20 protein-coding genes are annotated in these 22,485 nt (G+C 37.5%); 17 read left to right on the forward strand and 3 right to left on the reverse strand.

The window, feature by feature from the left end:
- The 16 genes from ACFIMC_RS05905 to ACFIMC_RS05980 form a co-directional block, all read left to right on the forward strand.
- A partial coding sequence (locus tag ACFIMC_RS05905) for a Vomp family autotransporter (RefSeq protein ID WP_375685710.1) occupies positions 1-1,027 on the forward strand: 1,027 nt, incomplete at its 5' end.
- Positions 1,024-1,626 carry an invasion associated locus B family protein gene (locus ACFIMC_RS05910; RefSeq protein ID WP_375680806.1) on the forward strand — a complete coding sequence of 201 codons (603 nt, stop codon included), beginning with the start codon at positions 1,024-1,026 and terminating at the stop codon, positions 1,624-1,626. The genes ACFIMC_RS05905 and ACFIMC_RS05910, both read left to right, overlap by 4 nt.
- A gap of 909 nt (positions 1,627-2,535) precedes the next feature.
- Entirely contained in the window at positions 2,536-3,846 is a 1,311-nt protein-coding gene (locus ACFIMC_RS05915) for a Ppx/GppA phosphatase family protein (RefSeq protein ID WP_375671907.1), read from the forward strand.
- Between the two features lie 29 nt (positions 3,847-3,875).
- Positions 3,876-4,613: an RlmE family RNA methyltransferase gene (locus tag ACFIMC_RS05920; protein WP_375618088.1), complete on the forward strand. Its 738-nt coding sequence runs from the start codon at positions 3,876-3,878 to the stop codon at positions 4,611-4,613.
- 160 nt (positions 4,614-4,773) lie between these two features.
- Positions 4,774-5,799 carry a GTPase ObgE gene (gene obgE, locus ACFIMC_RS05925; RefSeq protein ID WP_375671908.1) on the forward strand — a complete coding sequence of 342 codons (1,026 nt, stop codon included), beginning with the start codon at positions 4,774-4,776 and terminating at the stop codon, positions 5,797-5,799.
- Position 5,800: 1 nt separating this feature from the next.
- A complete protein-coding gene (gene proB / locus ACFIMC_RS05930; RefSeq protein ID WP_375671909.1) occupies positions 5,801-6,940 on the forward strand; it encodes a glutamate 5-kinase in 1,140 nt (379 codons plus the stop codon).
- 45 nt (positions 6,941-6,985) lie between these two features.
- A complete protein-coding gene (locus ACFIMC_RS05935) occupies positions 6,986-8,242 on the forward strand; it encodes a glutamate-5-semialdehyde dehydrogenase (RefSeq protein WP_375629989.1) in 1,257 nt (418 codons plus the stop codon).
- Between the two features lie 29 nt (positions 8,243-8,271).
- Positions 8,272-8,865, forward strand: a complete 594-nt coding sequence (locus tag ACFIMC_RS05940; RefSeq protein WP_375629990.1) for a nicotinate-nucleotide adenylyltransferase — start codon at positions 8,272-8,274, stop codon at positions 8,863-8,865.
- A gap of 111 nt (positions 8,866-8,976) precedes the next feature.
- A complete protein-coding gene (gene rsfS, locus ACFIMC_RS05945; RefSeq protein ID WP_375610572.1) occupies positions 8,977-9,363 on the forward strand; it encodes a ribosome silencing factor in 387 nt (128 codons plus the stop codon).
- 1 nt (position 9,364) lies between these two features.
- A complete protein-coding gene (gene rlmH, locus ACFIMC_RS05950; protein ID WP_375611861.1) occupies positions 9,365-9,847 on the forward strand; it encodes a 23S rRNA (pseudouridine(1915)-N(3))-methyltransferase RlmH in 483 nt (160 codons plus the stop codon).
- Positions 9,848-9,980: 133 nt separating this feature from the next.
- A complete protein-coding gene (locus tag ACFIMC_RS05955; RefSeq protein WP_375671927.1) occupies positions 9,981-11,225 on the forward strand; it encodes a murein hydrolase activator EnvC family protein in 1,245 nt (414 codons plus the stop codon).
- The gene (locus tag ACFIMC_RS05960) at positions 11,215-12,525 is read left to right on the forward strand and encodes a S41 family peptidase (RefSeq protein ID WP_273790634.1); all 1,311 of its coding nucleotides are present in this window, start codon (positions 11,215-11,217) and stop codon (positions 12,523-12,525) included. Before ACFIMC_RS05955 ends, ACFIMC_RS05960 begins: the two co-directional genes overlap by 11 nt.
- A gap of 39 nt (positions 12,526-12,564) precedes the next feature.
- Entirely contained in the window at positions 12,565-13,092 is a 528-nt protein-coding gene (locus ACFIMC_RS05965) for an RNA pyrophosphohydrolase (RefSeq protein ID WP_375611860.1), read from the forward strand.
- Positions 13,093-13,191: 99 nt separating this feature from the next.
- Positions 13,192-13,752: an invasion associated locus B family protein gene (locus ACFIMC_RS05970; RefSeq protein WP_273790632.1), complete on the forward strand. Its 561-nt coding sequence runs from the start codon at positions 13,192-13,194 to the stop codon at positions 13,750-13,752.
- A 326-nt stretch (positions 13,753-14,078) separates the two neighbouring features.
- Positions 14,079-14,372, forward strand: coding sequence for a YggT family protein (locus ACFIMC_RS05975; protein WP_375671910.1), 294 nt, complete (start codon positions 14,079-14,081; stop codon positions 14,370-14,372).
- Positions 14,373-14,394: 22 nt separating this feature from the next.
- Positions 14,395-14,709, forward strand: a complete 315-nt coding sequence (locus ACFIMC_RS05980; protein ID WP_375646378.1) for a DUF167 domain-containing protein — start codon at positions 14,395-14,397, stop codon at positions 14,707-14,709.
- A 53-nt stretch (positions 14,710-14,762) separates the two neighbouring features.
- Here ACFIMC_RS05980 and ppa read toward each other — a convergent pair whose 3' ends face one another.
- The 3 genes from ppa to mgtE form a co-directional block, all read right to left on the reverse strand.
- Positions 14,763-15,293: an inorganic diphosphatase gene (gene ppa / locus ACFIMC_RS05985; protein ID WP_375671911.1), complete on the reverse strand. Its 531-nt coding sequence runs from the start codon at positions 15,291-15,293 to the stop codon at positions 14,763-14,765.
- 68 nt (positions 15,294-15,361) lie between these two features.
- Entirely contained in the window at positions 15,362-17,188 is a 1,827-nt protein-coding gene (gene typA / locus ACFIMC_RS05990; RefSeq protein WP_375671912.1) for a translational GTPase TypA, read from the reverse strand.
- 1,268 nt (positions 17,189-18,456) lie between these two features.
- Positions 18,457-19,833, reverse strand: coding sequence for a magnesium transporter (gene mgtE, locus ACFIMC_RS05995; protein WP_375636692.1), 1,377 nt, complete (start codon positions 19,831-19,833; stop codon positions 18,457-18,459).
- Positions 19,834-20,382: 549 nt separating this feature from the next.
- On the opposite strand from mgtE, the gene ACFIMC_RS06000 reads away from it, so the two are divergent.
- Positions 20,383-22,407 (forward strand): M3 family metallopeptidase, encoded by a 2,025-nt coding sequence (locus ACFIMC_RS06000; protein ID WP_375613278.1) that lies wholly within the window; start codon positions 20,383-20,385, stop codon positions 22,405-22,407.
- Positions 22,408-22,485 lie beyond the last annotated feature (78 nt).

Genomic DNA, 22,485 nt, shown 5'->3' on the forward strand with positions numbered 1-22,485 from the left:
AGAAACATCGACGGATGCGGTGAATGGTTCACAGCTTTATTCTATGAGTAATGTCTTAGCGTCCTATTTAGGAGGAGGAGCCGGCTATAAGGATGGGAAATGGAGTGCACCGGAATTCAAGGTTGCACAATTTAAGAGTGACGGTAGTTCAGATGAGAAGACGAGCTATGATAATGTTGCGGCTGCGTTTGATGGTGTGAATACAGGTATGACCAATATCAACAATCGTATTCATGATGTTGAGAAGAATGTTGCGTCCAATGGTTTAAATTGGAATGAAACTGAAGGAGCGTACGACGCGAAGCATGATGACAAGTCGAGCAAGATTAAGAATGTCTTAGCTGGTAAAGTTGAAGAGAATTCACAAGAAGTTGTGAATGGAGGTCAGCTATGGGAGACGAATGAGAAAGTGAAAGAGGTTGAAAAGAAAGTAGATACGATTGATCAACATGTAAAAGATATTACAACAACGGTTATGGATGGAGCGGTTAAATATGACAAAGATGATGATGGTAAAAAGACGAATAAGGTTACGTTAGTAGGAGGCAATGACAGCGAACCTGTTATGATAGATAATGTAGCGGATGGAAAGATTGAAACAGGTTCTCAGCAAGCTGTTAATGGTGGTCAGTTGCATGATTATACTGAAGAGCAGATGAAGATAGTTCTTGAAGATGCCAATAAGTATACGGATGAGAAAGTTAGTGGTCTTGTCAATGATGCTGTTAACGAGTCGAAATCCTATACGGATATGAAGTTTGAGACATTGAATTATGCTATTGAGGATGTTCGCAAGGAAGCAAGACAAGCTGCTGCTATTGGTCTAGCGGTGTCCAACTTACGTTACTATGATATACCAGGATCTTTAAGTGTTTCATTTGGGAGTGGTTTATGGCGCAGTCAATCTGCATTTGCTATTGGTGCTGGTTATACATCTGAAGATGGAAATATTCGCTCGAATGTATCTGTGACAAGTGCTGGAGGTCATTGGGGAATAGGCGCTGGAATTACTCTGAGGTTGAGATGATAATAGAAAAAATAGCTGTTATTGTAAAAACGAGAAGTATGTTAGTAAAGGTTCTGTTTGCTCTTGCCTTAATAGGCAAGAGCGAAAGCTTTGCCAACGAGAACAATAATATTTATACAGTGCATCCACCGCGCTTATCGATACCTAAGGGAGAACTTGGCGAAACACGTCGAATTATTATGCAGTTTTATGATTGGACTTTGATTTGTGACGAAAAACAAAAGCTGAAACATAAGCAAGGTATATGTAATGTGACACAGACGGTTCATGATCAAGAAGGAAATACCATTTTTAGTTGGTCTCTTGTTTCTACGACAAGTGGTCAAGCAGTGATGCTTTTTCGAACATTGCCAAATTCTGATATAAATGTTCCGATTCAAATGTTTGTAAAAGGTGTTAAAAAACCTGTTCTTATTAATTATACGCAATGTAATGAAACGGTTTGTTTGGCACAATCACCTGTAGGTCCGGTTTTGACTAAACAAATAGAGCAGAACAATAAGGTACGTATTTCCTATAAAACTAAAGAAGGTAAGGTATTTTCTTTTACTGTACCATTTAAAGGGTTAAATGCAGCACTTAATTCTTTCCGTCCTTAGAATCCATCGAGTATTTTTAACAAGAGTCATTTTTCCATAAATTGTTGTATTATATTTCTGAGTGTAAATTATAAGGTCAAATAAGTAAGAAGTTTTATATAATATGATATCGAGGTGATTTGTTGGAAAGAGTGAGAGTTTTATGAATATAAAGTTACAGTAAGTTCTTTATATGTAATAGAAAATCAAGTTAGTGTTTTCCATAATGCTTAAAGAATGATTTCGTTAGTTATTAAAAGTAAAAAAGATTAGAAACACTCGATTTATTCCTTACAATAATGAGTAGACTAAATTCTTTTTTTAAGCTTCAAATGGATTTTTAAAGCGGTCTGATTATGCATTAATATTTTTCAGATAAATTTATAATTCTAGAGATTTTTTTGAACGATAGTTTTTATTGGTATTCACAAAATAACAGCTATTGTAATTGCAGTTTGTGGTACTACAGAACTTTTATTTCAGCATAATCAAAGCTATTTCATTGCATATAACAAACGAGGCTCGTGTGTGGATAACGAGATTAAAAAAATTTTTCTTATAAACCGTACTAATGTATAGGTTGTTGTAACCTTAAGAGTCAGCAAATAGTATGATAGTGTAGGTTTGTTACAATAGAGGTGTGCTCCGTGTAAATGGTATAAAGAAAAGAGCATAATTTATAAAAATTGATGTGAACGTAAACGATTAATTTATAGTTTTAAGTTCATAAAGAGAAACATGATTTTACGGAAACAACCGAAAGATTATACAAAAATCTGAATGATGCTAGTGTAGAAAATTTTAATGATAGGAAAAGAAAGAGTGATTTCTTGTATTTATCATTTGATGCTGCATTATTGCTTTATTTAGAAATGAGCAGAAGAGTTTTCGCGTTTATTTATTGGGGGGAACGCTCAAGGGATAAGGGAAATGACCCCGTTAAATTATGGTTCAAAAGAGTTGAAGCGAGGAGAAATATACGATACCAAAGCAGATCAGTTGTATGATCAGTGCGGTAGTAATACAAATAATCATTCTGCATTGTCACGAACAGAGGCATATTCTGTCCTTGTTGATATAAAGAGACAACAGAGAAAAAAACATTATGAACAGAAACAGATTTTTGTTCAATCTGAGGCAGCTTTTGAGTTTCATAGTCAGATAATGATAGGTGCTCAAAAAACAAAAAAACTCAAAACACCTTTTCTTCGACGGTTCCATCCAGTAAAATCTCCACCTCTTTATGCGGCACTTGATCTCGGAACAAATAATTGTCGTCTTCTTATCGCATCTCCCAGTAAACTTGGATATTTTCGTGTTGTTGATGCTTTTTCTCGTATTGTACGATTGGGAGAAGGTTTAATAAATAACGGTTTTCTTAATACACAAGCTATGGATCGTGCGATTGAAGCATTAAAGATTTGTCATTTAAAGCTAAAACAAAGGCATATTAAGCGTTATCGCTTGATTGCAACGGAAGCTTGTCGTTCTGCAGAAAATGGTAGACATTTTATTCAGCGTGTTTTGGAGGAGACAGGTCTTGAATTGGAAATTGTTGATCGGCAAACAGAAGCGCGTTTTGCTGTTACAGGGTGTAGTACACTTGTTGAACCCAATACTGACGCAATTGTGCTTTTTGATATTGGAGGAGGATCATCAGAAATTGTGCTACTTGATGTTTCTCAAAAGCGTTCTTTTCGTTTAGCTCGACAAATTATCGCTTGGACTTCTCTTCCTGTTGGTGTTGTTACGCTTGCTGAACGTTTTGGAGGGAATGATATTAGCTTAGACGATTTTGAAAAAATGAAAAGTTATGTGCGAGGGTTATTAAATAATTTTTCAGATCGTCATAAATTAGGAGAGTTAGCACAAGGTTCGAAGTTTCATCTTTTGGGAACCTCCGGTACGGTTACAACTTTAGCAGGAATGTATCTTAATTTAGAGCGTTATGATAGGAAAAAAGTGGATGGCATTTGGATGAATGATGCAGACATTACACTTATGACACAACGCCTATTATCATGGGATATAGAAAAACGTGTCATAAGTCCTTTTATTGGACGCGAGAGAGCAGATTTAGTTTTAGCTGGTTGTGCAATTTTAGATGTTATTCGGGAAGTTTGGCCAAGTCAGCGTTTAAGAGTTGCTGATCGTGGATTAAGGGAAGGAATTTTGATAGAGCTGATGTTACGCGATGGAGTATGGTGTCGTCATAGAAAGAGCAGAGATTTCAAGCGTTAGAGAATTAAATATGGAGACAATGAATAACGATGAAAAAAATAACAAAAACACCGAGAGGTGGCTATGGAGGCTCAGGGTCACATGAATTATATCAGCGCGTAAAAAAGAAAGCAGGAACCATTAAAGCTTCATCACGACGATGGTTAGAGAGGCATCTGAATGATCCTTATGTCCATCAATCAAAAGTAGATGGTTATCGTTCGCGTGCGGCTTATAAACTCATTGAAATTAATGAGCGCTATAGGTTTTTGAAAAAAGGTCAAAAGGTTATTGATCTAGGAGCAGCACCTGGGGGGTGGTGTCAGGTGGCTGAGCGTATAGTAGGGTCAAGTGATGAAGATCCTAGCGTTGTTGGTATTGATTATTTACATGTTGATCCATTACCTAGAGTTGCCATGTTGGAAATGGATTTTTTGCATACAGATGCACAGCAGAAATTAATTGAAACTTTAGGGACAAAACCGGATGTGGTTCTTTCTGATATGGCAGCGCCAACAACAGGTCATCGTCAGACGGATCATTTAAGAACGATTTATTTATGTGAAGTTGCGGCTGATTTTGCTCTTTCGGTTCTCAAGCCTGGGGGATATTTTTTAGTAAAGGCTTTTCAAGGGGGAGCAGAAAACACTCTTCTTGCAAGATTAAAACAGCATTTTAAAAAAGTCTACCATGTTAAACCACCCGCAAGCCGATCAGAATCAGTAGAGCTTTATCTTCTAGCGCTTGAATTTAAGGGAAAAAAATACAAGAATAGCACCTTCTTTTAAGAAGACTTAACTTTACTTAACCTATTTAAATGTGATGATTTTTTTCTCAAAGAGTTATCAGCGATAGCGACAGTTTTTCTGTTATCAATGATGAAAAACTGGTAAAATTAATGTATTGCCTATAGAGGTAGAGAGATTGATTCCTCAGTGAGTGTTTCCAATGAAATTTCTTGATCAAGCTAAAGTTTATATTCGTTCTGGTAATGGAGGTTCTGGAGCAGTATCATTTCGCCGTGAAAAATTCATAGAATTTGGGGGGACTGATGGAGGGAATGGAGGACGGGGTGGTGATGTCTGGGCTCTTGTTGTTGATGGGCTTAACACGCTGATTGATTATCGCTACCAACAGCATTTTAAAGCAAAAACAGGGGGACATGGCAAGGGGCGTAATATGACGGGTGAGAAGGGTGATGATGTCATCCTTAAAGTTCCGGTTGGGACGCAAATTTTTGAAGAAGATAATACAACGTTAATATGTGATTTAACGGAAGTGGGACAGCGCTATCGCCTTGCAAAAGGAGGGAATGGCGGTTTTGGCAATCTTCACTTTACAACATCGACAAATCGGGCACCGCGTCGTGCAAATCCAGGTTTGGCTGGAGAAGAGCGTGCAATATGGCTTCGTTTGAAGTTAATTGCTGATGCGGGGCTTGTTGGTTTACCAAATGCCGGAAAATCAACTTTTTTAGCTTCTGTAACGGCGGCAAAGCCAAAAGTTGCAGATTATCCTTTTACTACTCTACATCCTCATCTTGGTGTTGTACGAATTGATGGTCGTGAATTTGTTTTGGCTGATATTCCGGGGTTAATCGAAGGAGCCCATGAAGGGGTGGGAATTGGAGACCGTTTTTTAGGACATGTGGAACGTTGTCGTGTCCTCCTTCATTTGATTTCTGCTCAAGAAGAAGATGTTGCAAAAGCATATCAAATTGTGCGTCATGAACTTGAGGCATATGGAAATAATCTAAGTGATAAAACTGAAATTATTGCTTTAAGCCAGATAGATACGCTAACGATTGAAGAGCGTAAAACGAAACAGGAAGCTTTGCAAAGAGCTGCGGACCAACCTGTTATGATGTTTTCTGCCGTTAGCCGCGAAGGTTTAGAAAATGTGCTGCGTGCTGGTGCACATATTATTGAAATGTCACGCAAAGAGGAGATTAGTGGGGATAGCAAGGTTGATTGAGATGGCTGTTGGATCGCAAAAACTTACACACTATAAACGTATTGTGGTCAAGATTGGATCTGCCCTTTTGGTTGATCCTCAGGCAGGTTTACGGGTTGAATGGCTTAAAAGCTTGATTAGTGATGTTGTTGAATTGCACAAAAAAGGTGTAGAGATATTGTTGGTGTCTTCAGGTGCTATTGCTTTAGGAAGGACATTGCTACAGCTTCCTAAGGGGGCTTTGAAATTGGAAGAAAGCCAGGCATGTGCTGCTTTGGGGCAAATTGAGTTAGCTAAAACCTATGGTGATGCGCTTGCTCAACATGGGCTCAAAACAGGCCAAATTTTGCTCACTTTATTTGATACGGAAGAGCGAAGGCGTTATCTCAATGCACGTGCAACGATTAATGTACTTTTACGTTTTAGAGCAGTACCTGTTATTAATGAGAATGATACTGTTGCGACAAATGAAATTCGTTATGGTGATAATGATCGTTTAGCTGCACGTGTGGCAACAATGATGGGGGCAGATCTTTTAATACTTTTATCTGATATTGATGGTCTTTATACAAAGTCTCCCCATAGTGATCCTACGGCTGAATTTATACCTTTTGTTGCATCCATTACGCATGATATCGAAAAAATGGCAGATGTTGCTGCTTCAGAGTTTTCACGGGGAGGAATGAAGACTAAGCTTGAAGCCGGAAAAATAGCTAATGCTGCTGGAACGGCGATGATTATCACCTCAGGCAAGCGTATGAATCCCCTTGCTGCAATTGACAAAGGTGAACGCAAGAGTTTTTTTGCGGCAAGTAAGAAATCTGTCAATGCTTGGAAAACATGGATTTCTGGTCATTTAGATCCATCTGGTGTTTTGACGATTGATCAAGGAGCCATTAGGGCTCTTGAATCAGGAAAATCATTATTAGCTGCAGGGGTTATTGGCGTTGAGGGAAGTTTCCAGCGTGGGGATACGGTTGCAATTGTTGATACAGATGGAGTTGAGATTGCGCGTGGACTTGTAAGCTATGACAAAGATGAGGCTGTACGCATTATAGGACATAAAAGTGAAGAAATCGAAGCTATTCTTGGGTATGAGGCGCGCTCTGCTATGGTGCATCGTAATGATATGATTGTACGTTTCTTGATCAATTCTGTTTAAAAAAGTTACTTTTGTTTTTATTGTTTTGGCAGAGTGGATGTTACGATGACTTTAGAAGAAAAAATGAAAGATATGGGACAAAAAGCACGCTATGCCGCTGCAGCATTGGCTGTTGCTTCTTCTGAGCAAAAGAACAATGCATTAGAAATGATCGCTTTAAGTTTAGAGGCTCAGTCAGATGAAATTTTACGGGCGAATTGTCAAGATTTAGAGAATGCTGCTCAGAATAATTTGAAAGCTGCAATGATTGATCGGCTAAAATTAGATGATTTGCGTTTACGTGCAATGATAGACAGTGTTCGCCAAGTTGCTCGTTTATCTGATCCTGTTGGGCAAGTGATGGATGAATGGACGCGTCCAAATGGGCTTCATATAAGTCGTGTACGAACACCTCTTGGTGTGATTGGCATTATTTATGAAAGTCGTCCAAATGTTACAGTTGATGCGAGTGCTTTGTGCTTAAAAGCTGGCAATGCTGCGATTTTGCGCGGTGGTTCGGATAGCTTTCATTCTTCTCATGCTCTTCATTTAGCTTTGGTACAAGGTTTAGAGCGCTCTGGTTTACCTAAAGATGCCATCCAAATGGTTGGAACGACAGATCGTGCTGCCGTTGGGGAAATGCTCAAAGGATTGGATGGAGCGATTGATGTGATCGTACCACGTGGTGGAAAGAGCCTTGTTGCCCGCGTTCAGTCTGATGCACGTGTTCCAATTTTTGCTCATTTGGAGGGACTTTGTCATATTTATATTGATAAATCGGCAGATTTAGATATGGCACGCAATATTGTTTTAAATGCAAAGCTGCGGCGAACAGGGATATGCGGTGCTGTTGAGACAGTTCTCATTGACGGCCAAGCATTAAAAAAATTTCTTCCTGTTTTAACTGCTTTACAGGAAAAGGGGTGTGAAATTCGTGCCACAGAAGATATTGTTTTTCTTATGCCAGATGTCAAATTAGCTTCTGAAGAAGATTGGTCGCATGAATATCTTGATGCTATTCTTTCTGTTAAAACGGTTGAGGGTGTTGAGGGAGCCATTTCTCATATCAAGCGTTATTCATCAGGACATACGGAATCGATTATTGCTGAGGATTTAGAAGTGGTGAAGAATTTTTTTAATCATTTAGATTCAGCTATTTTATTACACAATGCATCTACACAATTTGCTGATGGAGGTGAATTTGGTTTTGGAATGGAAATTGGTATCGCAACAGGAAAAATGCATGCACGTGGTCCCATAGGTGTTGAACAGCTAACATCATTTCAATATCACGTTAAAGGAAATGGTCAGGTTAGAGCTTGAGAACACCATTTTTTCCATGGAAAAATTGTATGCCACATGTTGAAAGATCTAATGTTGTGGGTCTTTTTGGTGGTTCCTTTAATCCACCGCATGCGGGGCATCTTCTTGTTGCAAAAATTGCCATTCGGCGTTTGCATCTTGATCAGTTATGGTGGATGATCACTCCAGGAAATCCTTTAAAGGATTGTACACATTTGCTCTCTTTAGAGGAGAGAATGCAATTAAGTTTTAAACTTATTGACCATCCAAAAATTCGCTTAACAGGTTTTGAACAGGCTATAGGGAGCAAAGTATCAGTAGATACGATTTTTCATATTCTTACCCATTACAGTGGCGTAAATTTTGTATGGATTATGGGGGCAGATAGTTTTGCGACGATACATCATTGGTATCGATGGCATGATATCGTCTCTATGCTTCCTATTGCGATTATTGATCGTCCTTTAGGCAATTGGTCAGCACTTTCCTCTCCTATGGCACATATTTATCGCCGTTTTCGTTTGGATGAGAGAGAAAGTAAGCGATTACCTTTTATCAAGCCACCAGTTTGGACTTATTTGCATGGACCTTTATCTTTTCAATCTTCAACAAACCTTCGTTTGAAGAAGAATGATTTTTCTTGAACATTTCATAAGATTCTGCTTCTCTTTAGAGAAGTCTCTTTTTTAGATTCCACAACGATAAGAAAGGATATTGATCTGAAAAACATTGCACACAAACACTCTTACGATATTATGCCTTCAAAAGAAAAAAAAGTTTTTTCTGTTAGTGAGAGTCTTGAAGTTATTCTCAAGAGTTTAGAAGATACAAAAGCAGAAGATATTGTTGCTATTGATATTCGAGGGAAGTCATCTTTGGCTGATTATATGGTCATAGCTTCAGCAAATTCGCAGCGTCATGTATCGTCTGTTGCTGATCATTTATTACATACTTGGAAAGATAGTGGGCAGGGGCTTGCGCGTGTAGAAGGGCTTGCTGGAGGTGACTGGGTATTGATTGATACAGGTGATATTATCATTCATCTTTTTCGTCCAGAAATTCGTCTTTTTTATAATTTAGAAAAAATATGGATGACGCCGGATTTAAACGATACGGCTTTGCTTCTCTTCGGAGATCATTAAAATGCAAATTTCTATTTTTGCGGTTGGTCGTATGAAAAGTGGGGCGGAGCAAAAATTAGTTCAGCATTATTTGGATCGTTTTTCTAAAATTTCTGGAGATGTAGGCTTTCATTTAAAAAAGTTACAAGAGATACCAGAAAGTCGTGCTCAAACAGTTTATCAACGTATGGAGGAAGAGGGGAGAAAACTTATTGAATTTTTACCTGAAAAATGTCGATTAATTGTGTTAGATGAGCGTGGAGAATCGATTTCGTCAATTTCTTTTTCTGAAAAATTGAGGCGTTATCGTGATGAGGGCATTCGAGATGTCGTCATTGCTTTGGGAGGACCTGATGGGCATAATGAACAAATAAGGAAGCGTGCTGATTTTCTTTTATCTTTTGGTTTGATGACGTGGCCACATCAAATTGCACGTATTCTTCTTACAGAACAACTTTACCGCGCTGTAACAATTGAAAATAATCATCCGTATCATCGTTTTTAATATTTTTGTTCAATTTTTAGCACTTATTTATATGTTTATTAATATTGTTTTAGCTGACACCATTTAAAGCATCTCTAATGTATACGATGAGGTGTCATGGTTTTTGCAAATGAAAAAGCTTCTTCATAGAAAGATGCTATATTTATATGAGGAGTGCGTCATATTTGTCATTCTGCTCTTGAGTATATTTTTTTGCTTTTCTGTATCGCATGCGGAAGATACAATGAGGAGTACGGAAGTCCATAAAGAATTAGGAGAAATTCGCCAAAATATTTCACTTTCGCGTGAGCGTGTTGCTTTTCTTATGCATCAAGTTGAGCATTTAAAAAAAGATCAACGTGTTTTGAGTGATGCACTCATAAAGGCGGCTAAAGAAGAACGTATAGTAGCAGATGATATTGCTAAAAGGGAAGAAAAGCTTAAAAAAATGATAGAAAAGCGGGTACAAGTCTATCAAAGTTTAAAAAATCGTCGTGCTGAATTTGCGGAAGTTCTTGCAATTTTGGAGCGTATGGGATTGAATCCGCCTCCTGCTCTTATGATACAGCCAGAGGACGCGTTGGCTTCTATACGTAGTTCTGTTTTATTAGGTACCGTTATTCCTCAAATGCAAGAGAAAACACGAGATTTAACAGAAAAACTCAAGGAGTTGACCAATTTGAGTAATTCCATTACTACGGAATATAAGGCATTAAAGACAAAGCTGCAAAATCAAGCAGAGCAGCGAAAACGTCTAGAGCTTTTATTAGACCAAAAAAACAAACTACAAAAAAAATCAGAAAAAGAACTTACAGAACAGCAACAAAAAAATATTGCTCTTGCTAAAAAAGCGCAGTCTTTAGAAGAATTGATTTTAGAGCTCGACCGTCAGTCAAAACTTAGCTCTGATGCATCAGTACAGGTACGGAAAAGTTTGCAATTGTTAGAACAGTCCAATTTTGAAAGCCGAAAAGGTTCTTTACTTTTTCCTGTTTCAGGAAAAAGAATACATCACTCTAACAAAAGTTCGCATATTACGCGCTTTGGTGAAACGATAGAAACAGAGTCAGGAGCTGTTGTTATATCACCTGTGGATGCTTTTGTTGCTTTTGCTGGGCCATTTCGTTCTTACGGACATTTAATCATTCTCAATGTTGGAAATGGTTATCATATCATTCTTACTGGAATGTCGAGAATTAATGTAAAACAGGGGCAGTTTGTTCTTTCAGGTGAGCCTCTGGGTATAATGGAAATGCAATTTATTTCAAACAGTGTTGCATTGGATATAGGAAAAACTTCTCCAATGCTTTACATTGAGTTTAGAAAGCAGGGAAAACCTGTAAATCCAACTCCTTGGTGGCAGACTGAAAAAATAAGAAGGAGCCAAAATGATTCGTAAAGTTATTCTTTTGGTCGCTGGGGTATTGCTCGGCGCCTGTTCAATGATTATGGTGCAGTCTGTTGCTGCGAATAATGAAGATAATGCATATAAAAAGCTAGCTATATTTGGCGATGTTTTTGAGCGTGTGCGTATGCAATACGTTACAGTTCCAGATGATAAAAAGCTTATTGAAAATGCTATCAATGGCATGCTCACATCACTGGACCCTCATTCATCTTATTTGAATGCTGAAGAAGCCAAGGATATGCGGGATTCTACGAAAGGAGAGTTCGGAGGTCTTGGTATTGAGGTCACTATGGAAAAAAACTTAATTAAAGTTGTTTCACCAATGGATGATACTCCCGCTTCAAAAGCAGGTATTCTAGCAGGAGACCTTATTTCAAAAATTGATGATGTACAAACGAATGGTCAAACATTGAATGAAGCTGTTAATAAGATGCGAGGTGCTCCTGGAACACCAATTACCTTAACAATTATTCGTTCTGGCGTTGATAAGCCATTTGAAGTGAAGATTGTTCGTGATATTATCAAAGTAAAAGCGGTGAAATATCGGGTTGAAGGTGATATTGGATATTTAAGAGTTATCCAGTTTTCTGAACAGACATTAAATAATCTTCTAGCGGCAATTAAAGATATCCAATCTAAAATTCCTGAAGATAAGCTAAAAGGTTATGTCCTTGATTTGCGGCTTAATCCGGGTGGGCTTTTAGATCAAGCTGTTAATGTTTCGAGTGCTTTTCTCAATAAAGGTGAAATTGTGTCGACTCGTGGGCGCAAAAAGAGTGATGTGACAAGATTTGATGCGAAGCCAGGGGATGTCATCAATGGAAAACCGCTCATTGTTCTTATTAATGGTGGTTCAGCAAGTGCTTCTGAAATTGTTGCGGGTGCATTGCAAGATCATCGTCGTGCAACAATTTTAGGGACGCAGTCTTTTGGTAAAGGATCTGTTCAAACAATTATTCCTTTGGGTGAAAATGGGGCTTTACGCTTAACAACAGCACTTTATTACACGCCATCAGGCACTTCTATTCAAGGAACAGGGATCACACCTGATATTATTGTAGAGCAACCACTCCCTGAAAAATATAAAGGTTATGATGTAAAAGTTGGTGAGTCTGCATTAAAAGGACATATCAAAGGAAAACGAGAGAGTAATAAAGGATCTGGTTCAGCTGCTTTTGTTCCCAAAGACCCTAAAGATGATATTCAATTGAATGAGGCTTATAAACTGTTACGAGGTGAAATGGCAAATGCAGCATTTCCACCAGATCCCAATAAGGATGTGTTAAAGTGAGAATTGATATCTATAGCTTGCGATTTTGAGGAATATTAAATGGATGCAGATATTAATTTGAAGATTCTTCCATATCGCAAATGTGTTGGGATTGTTGTCTTTAATCATGAGGGGAAAGTGTGGGTTGGGCGTCGTTTAATGATGCCCATTCATGCAGATGCAGATATTGACATATCTCATCGTTGGCAGCTTCCTCAAGGAGGGATTGATGAAGATGAAAAACCATTAGATGCGGCATATCGTGAACTTTATGAAGAAACGGGTATTCGATCTGTAAAGTTGATTAAAGAAGCACAAAATTGGTTCCATTATGATTTTCCACAAGAACTTATTGGGTGCACATTAACAAATAAATATCGTGGGCAAATACAAAAATGGTTTGCTTTCCAGTTTACAGGAAAGCTTTCTGAAATTGCGATTAATCCGCCACCAGATGGCAATAAAGCGGAATTCGATCAATGGAAATGGATTGATCTAGAAACCCTTCCGTTGATTGCTGTTTCTTTTAAAAAGCACGTTTATACGAAAGTTGTCAGCGAATTTCGAGGTAGCCTTAGACCATTATAAAAGCTATATGATTATGAGAAAGCTTTTTTTATTAAGATGCTTTATATTATAATAAATAATAAACATGTTTATCTTTTATGTAAAGAACAGGAATATAAAATGAAAAAGTTATTTAATTTACTTATAGTTTTTACTCTCTTGAGTATTTCATCTGTTGCATTTGCAACAAGTTCAAAGCCTCCTGCATCAAAAGATGCGGCAGCGACATTGCCAAATGGAGCTTCTTCTTTGACTGAAACCTACGGTTTGTGGACTATTAACTGTGGTATACAAGAAGGGAAAAGAATTTGTTTTATGCACCGTCAAGAAGTAAATGAGCAGGGGCGTGTTGTTGTGGCTATGGGCCTTACTCTCGATGCTGAGGGTGTTGTATCTGGTAATTTAACAGTTCCTTTTGGCATTTTGGTTTCTAAACCTGTTCGTTTACAAGTTGATGAGGGAAAAGCTGTTATCGAAACCGGTATCCGGACTTGTGTACCAGCAGGTTGTGTGGTTCCTGTCGTTTTTGACAAAAATCACGTAGCAGCTTTACGTTCTGGAAAACAGTTAAAGTTGGCGATGACAATTGCTGCTGCAGGTGAACCAGCTTTGAATGATTTATTTGTTCAGCTAGATGGTTTTAGCAGTGCTCTTAATCGTTTGACTGCTTTGCAGAAATAATTTTAAAACTAAAAGCGGCCTTTAAAAGGCCGTTTTTAGTTTGTTTGTTTTTTATAATTAATAATTAAAACGATGAGATTTAAGATTAATCCTATAAGGGATATTCAGATTTTTTGCCGTTTCTTCTATTTTATGTGCTATTTTTAATTTTGATATTTGTTTTCTAACTGCATCGTCATTAAATAGAGAGATGAAGAATTTAGATGTCTGGTTTTTATTCAAGAAAAAAGAGTATTGAAATATAAAACCATTTTTTGATACACAGACCTGCTTTAATGAAGGTTTTCTATACGCTCTTCTGTTTCCTTGATTGAAAGGGATGACGCATGATTTATGCATTGCTTCGAACGATTGATTTGATTTTTGAGATTTATATTGATATTTTAATCGCTAGTGTCATTTTTTCTTGGCTTTATGTCTTTAATATCATAAATTCACGCAATCGCTTTGTTATTTTGATAGGAAGCTTTCTATATCGTCTTACAAATCCCATTCTAAGCCGTATCCGGCAAATTTTACCAAATTTTGGAACAATTGATATTTCACCTATTGTAGTTTTTATTATTATTTATTTTATTCGTACTTTCATGTGGCGTGTTTACGCAAACATGTATGTATAGAAATATTATTTGAGGCGAATACATGTTTTATCAAGTTGATGAAAATAACTTGATTTTGTTTGTATATCTCATACCCAAATCATCCGTTGACAAAATAATAGGGATTGAATGTAGGGATGGTGAAAAACAATATCTGGTTATACGCCTTCGTGCTGTTCCTGAAGATGGAAAAGCGAATAAAGCTCTCATTAAATTTCTTGCGAAGCAATGGAGAATCCCATCTTCTTCTATTTCTCTGAAAAACGGTGCAATATCTCGCTACAAACAACTTTACTTTTCAACACATTTAGAAGAGCTAAAGCAGATATGGCAATCCTTTAGAGATTGCATCTCATAGAAAAAATAAAGAATAAAGCCTATTTTTAAATAGGCTTTATTTTATTAAAATCGTTATATTTTTTTATTGCGCTCAACAGCTTGCTTAATTAATTCATGCGCAAAGTTTTTATCACGCCATCCTTCAATTTTAGCCCATTTTCCAAGTTCCAGATCTTTGTAATGCTTGAAGAAATGTTCAATTTGTTTGAGTGTAATCTCGGGTAGATCTGTATAGTCATGAATATTGATATAGCGTTTTGTTAATTTTGTAGTGGGAATGGCAATAATTTTTTCATCTTTACCACCATCATCTTCCATCATTAGAGCTCCGATGGGGCGAACATTGATAACACAACCAGGCATAAGTGGACGGGTATTACAGATAAGGACATCAATAGGATCACCATCATCTGAAAGCGTATGAGGGACAAAACCGTAATTTCCAGGATAAACCATTGATGTATGAAGAAAACGGTCAACAAATAATGCACCAGACTTTTTATCCATCTCATATTTTATTGGTTGCCCACCAAGGGAGACTTCCACAATAACGTTAATATCTTCTGGTGGATTTTTGCCTACGGGTATTTCCTTAATATTCATAGAGACATCCTTTCTGGAATATAGTGAGGCTCAATACAATTAAATATTTTACCAAAGAGATTATGAAATTAACTTGAAATTGATGCACGTGTTTTTTCAAAACGTTTACGTTCATTAGGATCAAGATAGAGTTTGCGGAGACGAATATTTTTAGGGGTTACCTCCACAAGTTCATCATCTTGTATCCACGATAAGGCACGTTCTAATGTCATTTTAATGGGAGGCGTTAACTTTACGGCCTCATCTTTTCCAGAAGCGCGCATATTGGTAAGTTTTTTCCCTTTTAAGACATTGACTTCTAAGTCATTATCTCGTGAGTGGATGCCAATAATCATACCTTGATAGACTTTCACACCCGCATCGATGATCATAGGACCACGATCTTCAAGATTAAAAAGAGCATAAGCGACAGATTCACCGTTGTCATTTGAAATCATAACACCATTAACACGACCAGCAATGTCTCCTTTATAAGGTTCATAAGCATGGAAAAGGCGATTCATAATTGCTGTACCACGTGTGTCCGTTAAAAGTTCAGATTGATAACCAATGAGTCCTCGGGTTGGTGCATAAAAGACAAGGCGGACACGATTACCTCCAGAAGGACGTAATTCCACCATTTCGCCTTTACGTTCAGACATTTTTTGTACAACAGTACCGGAATATTCTTCATCAACATCGATAACAACTTCTTCGATTGGCTCAAGAGTTATTCCATTTTCATCTTTTTGCATAACAACACGTGGGCGTGAAACACTAAGTTCAAATCCTTCACGGCGCATATTTTCAATGAGAACTGCAAGCTGTAATTCTCCTCGTCCTGAAACGTAGAAAGAATCTTTATCGGCTGATTCTTCAATTTTAAGAGCGACATTGCCTTCTGCTTCTTTTAACAATCGGTCACGAATGACACGGCTTGTTACTTTATCGCCTTCAGTTCCAGCAAGGGGACTATCGTTGACGAGAAAACTCATAGTAACAGTAGGAGGATCAATTGGTTGGGCAGTAAGGGGTTCATTGACAGTAGGATCACAGAAAGTATCAGCTACGGTACCTTTTTGTAGACCTGCAATCGCAACAATATCACCAGCACTTCCTTCTTCAATAGGTTGCCGTTCTAAGCCACGAAACGCTAAAATTTTTGAAATACGCCCAGTTTCTAAAAGTTTTCCATCTTGTCCAAGAACTTTGACATTTTGATTGGGTTTTAGAGAGCCAGAATGAATCCGCCCTGTAATAATTCGTCCCAAAAACGGATCCGCTTCAAGAATAGTTCCAATCATGCGAAACGGTCCTTCTGCTACACTAGGAGAAGGGACATGCTGCGTCACAAGATCAAATAAAGGACCTAATCCATGATCTTTTGGTCCTTCAGGGGCTTCAGCCATCCATCCATCGCGTCCAGATCCATAAAGAATAGGAAAATCAAGCTGTTCATCGGTTGCATCAAGAGCAGCAAAAAGGTCAAAAACCTCATTGATGACTTCATCAACGCGTGCATCCGGTCGGTCAATTTTATTAATAGCAACAATAGGGCGCAATCCTACTTTCAATGCTTTGCCAACAACAAATTTTGTTTGTGGCATTGGTCCTTCAGCAGCATCAACAAGTACAATGGCTCCATCAACCATATTGAGGATGCGTTCAACTTCTCCACCAAAGTCGGCGTGTCCTGGTGTATCAACAATATTAATTCGAGTATCTTTCCAAACAACAGATGTCACTTTCGCTAGGATTGTAATTCCGCGTTCTTTCTCAATATCGTTTGAATCCATCATACGTTCGCTTGTACGCTGATTATCACGGAAGTTTCCTGATTGCTTGAGAAGTCCGTCTACAAGCGTTGTTTTCCCATGGTCAACGTGGGCAATGATGGCAATGTTACGCAATTGCATAAATTTTCTTCTTTTCGTTTAATGAAATTTCATTTGAGGCAAAGTCTTTACATTCTTTGCCTGACTATTAAAAAACCTTTTACATGTTTTTTTATAGTTTTGGAAGATGGAGGCAATATTTTTATGACAAAACTATTTATCCAAGTCTTTAAGGTTCTATTAAGCTTCAATTGCTGGAGCTTCGTAAAAGGATTTTTATAGTGCGTATGTTCTATTCTCGAGCTAAGAATTATCCAAAAAATCACCGTCAACTTGATTTCTATCAATATGACACAAGGAGTTTATATGAGCTCTTGTAAGAGTAAGTAAGTATAAAGCTAGCCATATTATTGTTGTTGTTTTGCAAAGAGATTAATAAAAATCCGGAATATCTCTCAATCCATAGCCAATTTATTGACAATTGTACAACATTCTTATTCTAAATAAAGCTTTTTCTTATTCTGTAACTTGTCAATCAAAATCCAGATCTAATGCAACCGTGTATTTGAGGTAAATATTGAGATGATTAAGAATTTTATAAGAAGTTCTAGCTTTTGTATGCCAGATTGGGGCAAGAGTTATATCTATTTTATTTATTTATGAACCCAGAATACAGTCTTATTTAGAAAGAATATGAAGGCATCCAAAGAAAATTTCCATCTTTGCCGTTAATCCAATTTATGCTTTCAAAGGCATCTAAAGTAATATCTTTTAAACCATGGAGATAGTGCTTTGCCCCTCACACTTTTGTTAATCGTATTCTCTAATAGGAGCATGCTTTTCATGCCAAACAGAACACTTTAAACAGAATATACTTGTTGTTGCATATTCATGTACTTAAGAGAGATTGCTTAACGTATACTACATCCATTCCATGATAGGCTCATAAATGATATAATATACGCGAATAGTATACTATTAACGCCTTTGTGAAAAAATATAAAACTGTTGAGCATTATCATTATCATTCTTTCTCAGCTGTCAATATTGCGTCAGTTTTTGCTACGAGAAAGAAGATATAAGAAGTATTTTATTTTTTTCTTGAATAGTTTTTAGCCATACACCGATCTCGTTTGTGACTGGCAAGAAGATGACTTTAATCGATTTAATATGAGAAGCTTTATGATGAGGTAAATTTACGTTATTCGGAGCTGTTATTCAAAAAAAATAATAAATTATCTATGGAGCGGTGCGCTAGAAAATAAATAATAAAGCTTATTTTCTTATGGAAAGAATCTTAGGTTACATGACAAGATCTTTCCATAAGTAAGAGTTTTTACTTTACATGTTTAAAGAAGAGTTCCTGACAAAATGAGGGAAGCTACAGAAAAATAGATTATAATGCCCATGACATCTACTAAAGTTGCCACAAAAGGAGCAGAAGCACTTGCTGGATCAAATTTTAAACCTTTAAGAATAAAAGGCAACATAGATCCAGAAAGAGAACCAAAGGTAACGATTCCAACTAAAGCTGTACCCACTGTTGTCGAAATAGCAATCCAATGTTGGCCATAGTCGTAGATACCCAGTTTTTGCCAAAGAGCAATGCGCGTAACACCAATAATTCCTAGTAAGAGACCAAGGGATAATCCTGTTGGAATTTCACGAATGATCACTTTCCACCAGTCTTTCAACGTGAGTTCACGTAAAGCCAATGCACGGATAATAAGGGATGTAGCTTGTGAGCCGGAATTTCCTCCTGAGCTCATAATGAGAGGTATGAACAGTGTAAGAATAATCGCTTTTTCGAGTTCTGTTTCGAAATGTTGCATAGCGCTTGCTGTCAGCATTTCACCGATAAAGAGTAAAGCGAGCCATCCGCCACGTTTTTTCATCATTTCAGGAAACTTAATTTGCATATAGGGCTTATTAAGCGCTTCCATACCCCCAAATTTATAGGCATCTTCATTCATCTCATCGACCATAGTATCAAGCACGTCATCAACGGTTACAATGCCAATGACATGGTTACTTTCATCAACTACAGGCACAGAGAGAAGATCATGGCGCTGGAAAAGGCGTGCGATATCTTCATGATGTGTGAAGGGCGATATTGTAATGGGCGAGTCATGGGTAGGGACATTAAGAATTAGTTCATCAGGTGAGGCAAGAATAAGGTTACGCAGGGAAACAGCTTTTAGAAGAGTACCTGTTTTAGGGTCAATTACATAGCTGGTATAAACTGTTTCACGTGTTCGCTCGACCTCACGGATGTGATCCAAAGTTTTTTGTATGGTCCAGTTTGAAGGAACGGCTATAAATTCTGTTGTCATCAGTGCCCCTGCTGTATGGTCAGGATAACTGGTGAGTTTTTTAAGTTCAGCGCGCGTTAAGGGGTTAAGCAAGGCATAAAGTCGTGTACGGGTTTCTTTATCCATTTCTTGAAAGACGTCTGCAGCAGCATCGGCAGACATGCCATCAAGAATTTCAACAGCACGATTTATAGGGAGAAGTTCTAGGATGGCAGCAGGTTGCTCAAGCTCTGGTTTATCAAAAAGTTCGATAACATAATCAAGAGGCAGAAGACTAAGAATAGTTACACGTTCCATGATATCGAGGTCATTTATGATATCAATAGAGTCTGCAAAATGCTGGTTCTTTAACTTTTCAGCGAGAGCTTCAGGAGAAAATTTTTTGAAGTCGAAGGCCGTTTTGATTTCAGTCATGATAAAGTACCTCCTGAAGAGTTGGAGAGTTGTAAATCTAGATAATAGATGAGATAAAAACAAAAGTTTATGGAAGATTTAAAAAAACTCCCCAGCTATATTCCCAATTGTTAATATTTGAAGTAAAGTCAAGGATAAATTATAAGTTATAAACAAGTTTCTGAATCACTAAAACGAGAATACAGCTTAATTTGAGGATAATATAAAAACGTAAATGTAAAAATCAGTTCTGATTTTACCATCATTTCTTTAATGTAGTTTGCGATTTTCAAAAGAATCTAAAGCAATATTTTATAAAGAGTGGAGATTATGCTTTTCTCCAAGTGTTTTTGTTAATATGCAATTCTATTGTGATGTGCGAGCGAATAATCTTTATTGCTTCAATATAATATGGTTTGAATGAAAGAACTTTACGATTTTCAGGTTTTTTTATTCAATAGGGTTTTGAAAGGTAGTTTTGAAACTCACGAAATAGTTTTAGTATGTTATCAATTTGTGTCGTAAAGATAATTGTTACAGTTTAAATTTATAATGGAGACATAAAGTATTATGACAAAAGCAGCAGTGCTGGACTGGAAGGGATTTTTAGGTCTTCCTGATTTTTCTTCTATAAGTGACGAAGATTTTAAACCCGCTTTTGAACAGGCACTTCAAGAAGCAGAAGAAGAACTAGAGGCAATTGCGATGGTGCAAGAACCACCAACGCTTGAGAATTTTTTGCAGCCTTTTGAGCTTTGCGGCAAAGCGCTTGATCGTGTCTGTTCAATATTTTTCTTACGCACCAGTGCTCATACGAATGTATTAATTCAACAGCTAGAGCAAGAGTTCGTTGTAAAACTTTCTCGTTATTCTTCAAAAATGATGATGGATGCGCGGATATTTGCGAAAATAGATGTACTTTATAAACAGTCGCAGCTGGGCACATTTGAGAGTGAAACAACACGTGTTCTTGAATTATGGTGGAAAAAGTTTGTTTGTCATGGGGCAAAACTCGATGAAAAAGCTAAGAAACGGCTTTTGGAAATTAATGAAAGACTTGCTTTTTTAAATGCTACTTTTGGACAAAATGTCTTAAATGATGAAGCTGAATGGATTCTGTTTTTAAAACAAACAGACTTATCTGGTTTACCGCAAGATCTCATTGCTTCAATGAAGGAAATTGCGTGTGAAAGAGGCAATGAAGAAGCGTATGCATTAACACTAGCACGTTCGATTGTTGAACCTTTTTTAAAATTCTCTGATCGTCGTGATTTGCGTGAGGTTGCATTCCAAGCTTGGGCTAAACGTGGTGAAAATAATAACAAGAATGATAATAAAACAATTATTGTAGAGATTGTTGCGCTTCGAGATGAGCAGGCTAAATTATTGGGATATAAATCTTTCGCAGATTTGAAGCTCGATAATACTATGGCTAAAAGTGTTGATTCCGTTATGGATTTGCTTATGCCTGTATGGAAGCGCGCAAGAGCGAAAGCTTCTACTGAGCAAATTGACTTACAAAATTTTGCCAACAATCAGGGCAGCAATGAATCTTTAGCTGCTTGGGATTGGCGTTATTATGCTGAAAAGCTTCGCACTGAAAAACTTTCTTTCGATAGCGCTGAGATTAAATATTATTTTCAGCTTGATCTTATGATTAAAGCGGCTTTTGGGGTAGCCGAAAAACTCTTTAGCATTACATTTGAAGAAAAAAACGCTGTTACACTTTGGCATCCTGATGCACGTTTGTGGGAAGTAAAAAAGTCTGATGGAAGTCTACTTGGGCATTTTATTGGTGATTATTTTGCACGTTCTTCAAAACGCTCCGGTGCGTGGATGAGTAGTTTGCAATCACAACATAAATTGGATGGCGGACAAAAGCCTATTATCTACAATGTTTGTAATTTTGCTAAACCACCTAAAGGGGAAGTTGCTCTTTTATCACTTGATGATGCACGTACGCTTTTCCACGAATTTGGACATGCATTGCATGGTTTGCTTTCTGATGTCACATGGCCATCTGTGTCGGGAACATCTGTTTCACGTGATTTTGTTGAGCTACCTTCTCAACTTTACGAACATTGGTTAACAGTACCAGAGATATTAAAATCTTATGCTATACATACAAAAACAGGCCATCCTATGCCACAAGAGTTGATAGATAAAGTCTTAGTAGCACAGACATTTAATGCAGGATTTTCTGCCGTTGAATTTATCTCATCAGCTTTAGTGGATATGGCTTTTCATCAAGGCGAAACAGTCACTGATCCAACAGTGTTTGAACGCCAAGAATTAGAAAAGCTGCAAATGCCTGATACAATTATTATGCGTCATCGTCCCCCACATTTTATGCACGTGTTTGCGGGAGATGGTTATGCATCTGGTTACTATTCTTATATGTGGTCGGAAGTCCTTGATGCTGATGCTTTTCAAGCTTTTGAAGAAACGGGAGATGTTTTTAATTCAGAGCTTGCTGATAAGTTGAAACGTTTTATTTACTCCGCTGGAGGAAGTCGTGATCCAGAGGAGCTTTATAAAGCTTTCCGGGGACGAATGCCTTTACCAGAGGCAATGATTAACAAACGTGGACTATAAGATATAACGGTATGGTTAACACCATGCCGTTTTCATATTATTCGAAAGGTACAGTTGCGATTTATGCAAATTTTCTCT

The sequence above is a fragment of the Bartonella sp. AP21QHHD genome (assembly GCF_042196205.1).
Classification (GTDB): domain Bacteria; phylum Pseudomonadota; class Alphaproteobacteria; order Rhizobiales; family Rhizobiaceae; genus Bartonella.

Bases quoted from the DNA above. Each gene is read 5' to 3' on its own strand.
- ACFIMC_RS06000 (WP_375613278.1), top strand. From the start codon at position 20,383: ATGACAAAAGCAGCAGTGCTGGACTGGAAGGGATTTTTAGGTCTTCCT.
- ACFIMC_RS05940 (WP_375629990.1), top strand. From the start codon at position 8,272: ATGCCACATGTTGAAAGATCTAATGTTGTGGGTCTTTTTGGTGGTTCC.
- typA (WP_375671912.1), bottom strand. From the start codon at position 17,188: ATGCAATTGCGTAACATTGCCATCATTGCCCACGTTGACCATGGGAAA.
- ACFIMC_RS05980 (WP_375646378.1), top strand. From the start codon at position 14,395: ATGTTTTATCAAGTTGATGAAAATAACTTGATTTTGTTTGTATATCTC.
- ACFIMC_RS05955 (WP_375671927.1), top strand. From the start codon at position 9,981: ATGCTATATTTATATGAGGAGTGCGTCATATTTGTCATTCTGCTCTTG.
- mgtE (WP_375636692.1), bottom strand. From the start codon at position 19,833: ATGACTGAAATCAAAACGGCCTTCGACTTCAAAAAATTTTCTCCTGAA.
- ACFIMC_RS05935 (WP_375629989.1), top strand. From the start codon at position 6,986: ATGACTTTAGAAGAAAAAATGAAAGATATGGGACAAAAAGCACGCTAT.
- ppa (WP_375671911.1), bottom strand. From the start codon at position 15,293: ATGAATATTAAGGAAATACCCGTAGGCAAAAATCCACCAGAAGATATT.
- ACFIMC_RS05910 (WP_375680806.1), top strand. From the start codon at position 1,024: ATGATAATAGAAAAAATAGCTGTTATTGTAAAAACGAGAAGTATGTTA.
- rsfS (WP_375610572.1), top strand. From the start codon at position 8,977: ATGCCTTCAAAAGAAAAAAAAGTTTTTTCTGTTAGTGAGAGTCTTGAA.
- rlmH (WP_375611861.1), top strand. From the start codon at position 9,365: ATGCAAATTTCTATTTTTGCGGTTGGTCGTATGAAAAGTGGGGCGGAG.
- proB (WP_375671909.1), top strand. From the start codon at position 5,801: ATGGCTGTTGGATCGCAAAAACTTACACACTATAAACGTATTGTGGTC.
- ACFIMC_RS05970 (WP_273790632.1), top strand. From the start codon at position 13,192: ATGAAAAAGTTATTTAATTTACTTATAGTTTTTACTCTCTTGAGTATT.
- obgE (WP_375671908.1), top strand. From the start codon at position 4,774: ATGAAATTTCTTGATCAAGCTAAAGTTTATATTCGTTCTGGTAATGGA.
- ACFIMC_RS05960 (WP_273790634.1), top strand. From the start codon at position 11,215: ATGATTCGTAAAGTTATTCTTTTGGTCGCTGGGGTATTGCTCGGCGCC.
- ACFIMC_RS05915 (WP_375671907.1), top strand. From the start codon at position 2,536: ATGACCCCGTTAAATTATGGTTCAAAAGAGTTGAAGCGAGGAGAAATA.
- ACFIMC_RS05975 (WP_375671910.1), top strand. From the start codon at position 14,079: ATGATTTATGCATTGCTTCGAACGATTGATTTGATTTTTGAGATTTAT.
- ACFIMC_RS05965 (WP_375611860.1), top strand. From the start codon at position 12,565: ATGGATGCAGATATTAATTTGAAGATTCTTCCATATCGCAAATGTGTT.
- ACFIMC_RS05920 (WP_375618088.1), top strand. From the start codon at position 3,876: ATGAAAAAAATAACAAAAACACCGAGAGGTGGCTATGGAGGCTCAGGG.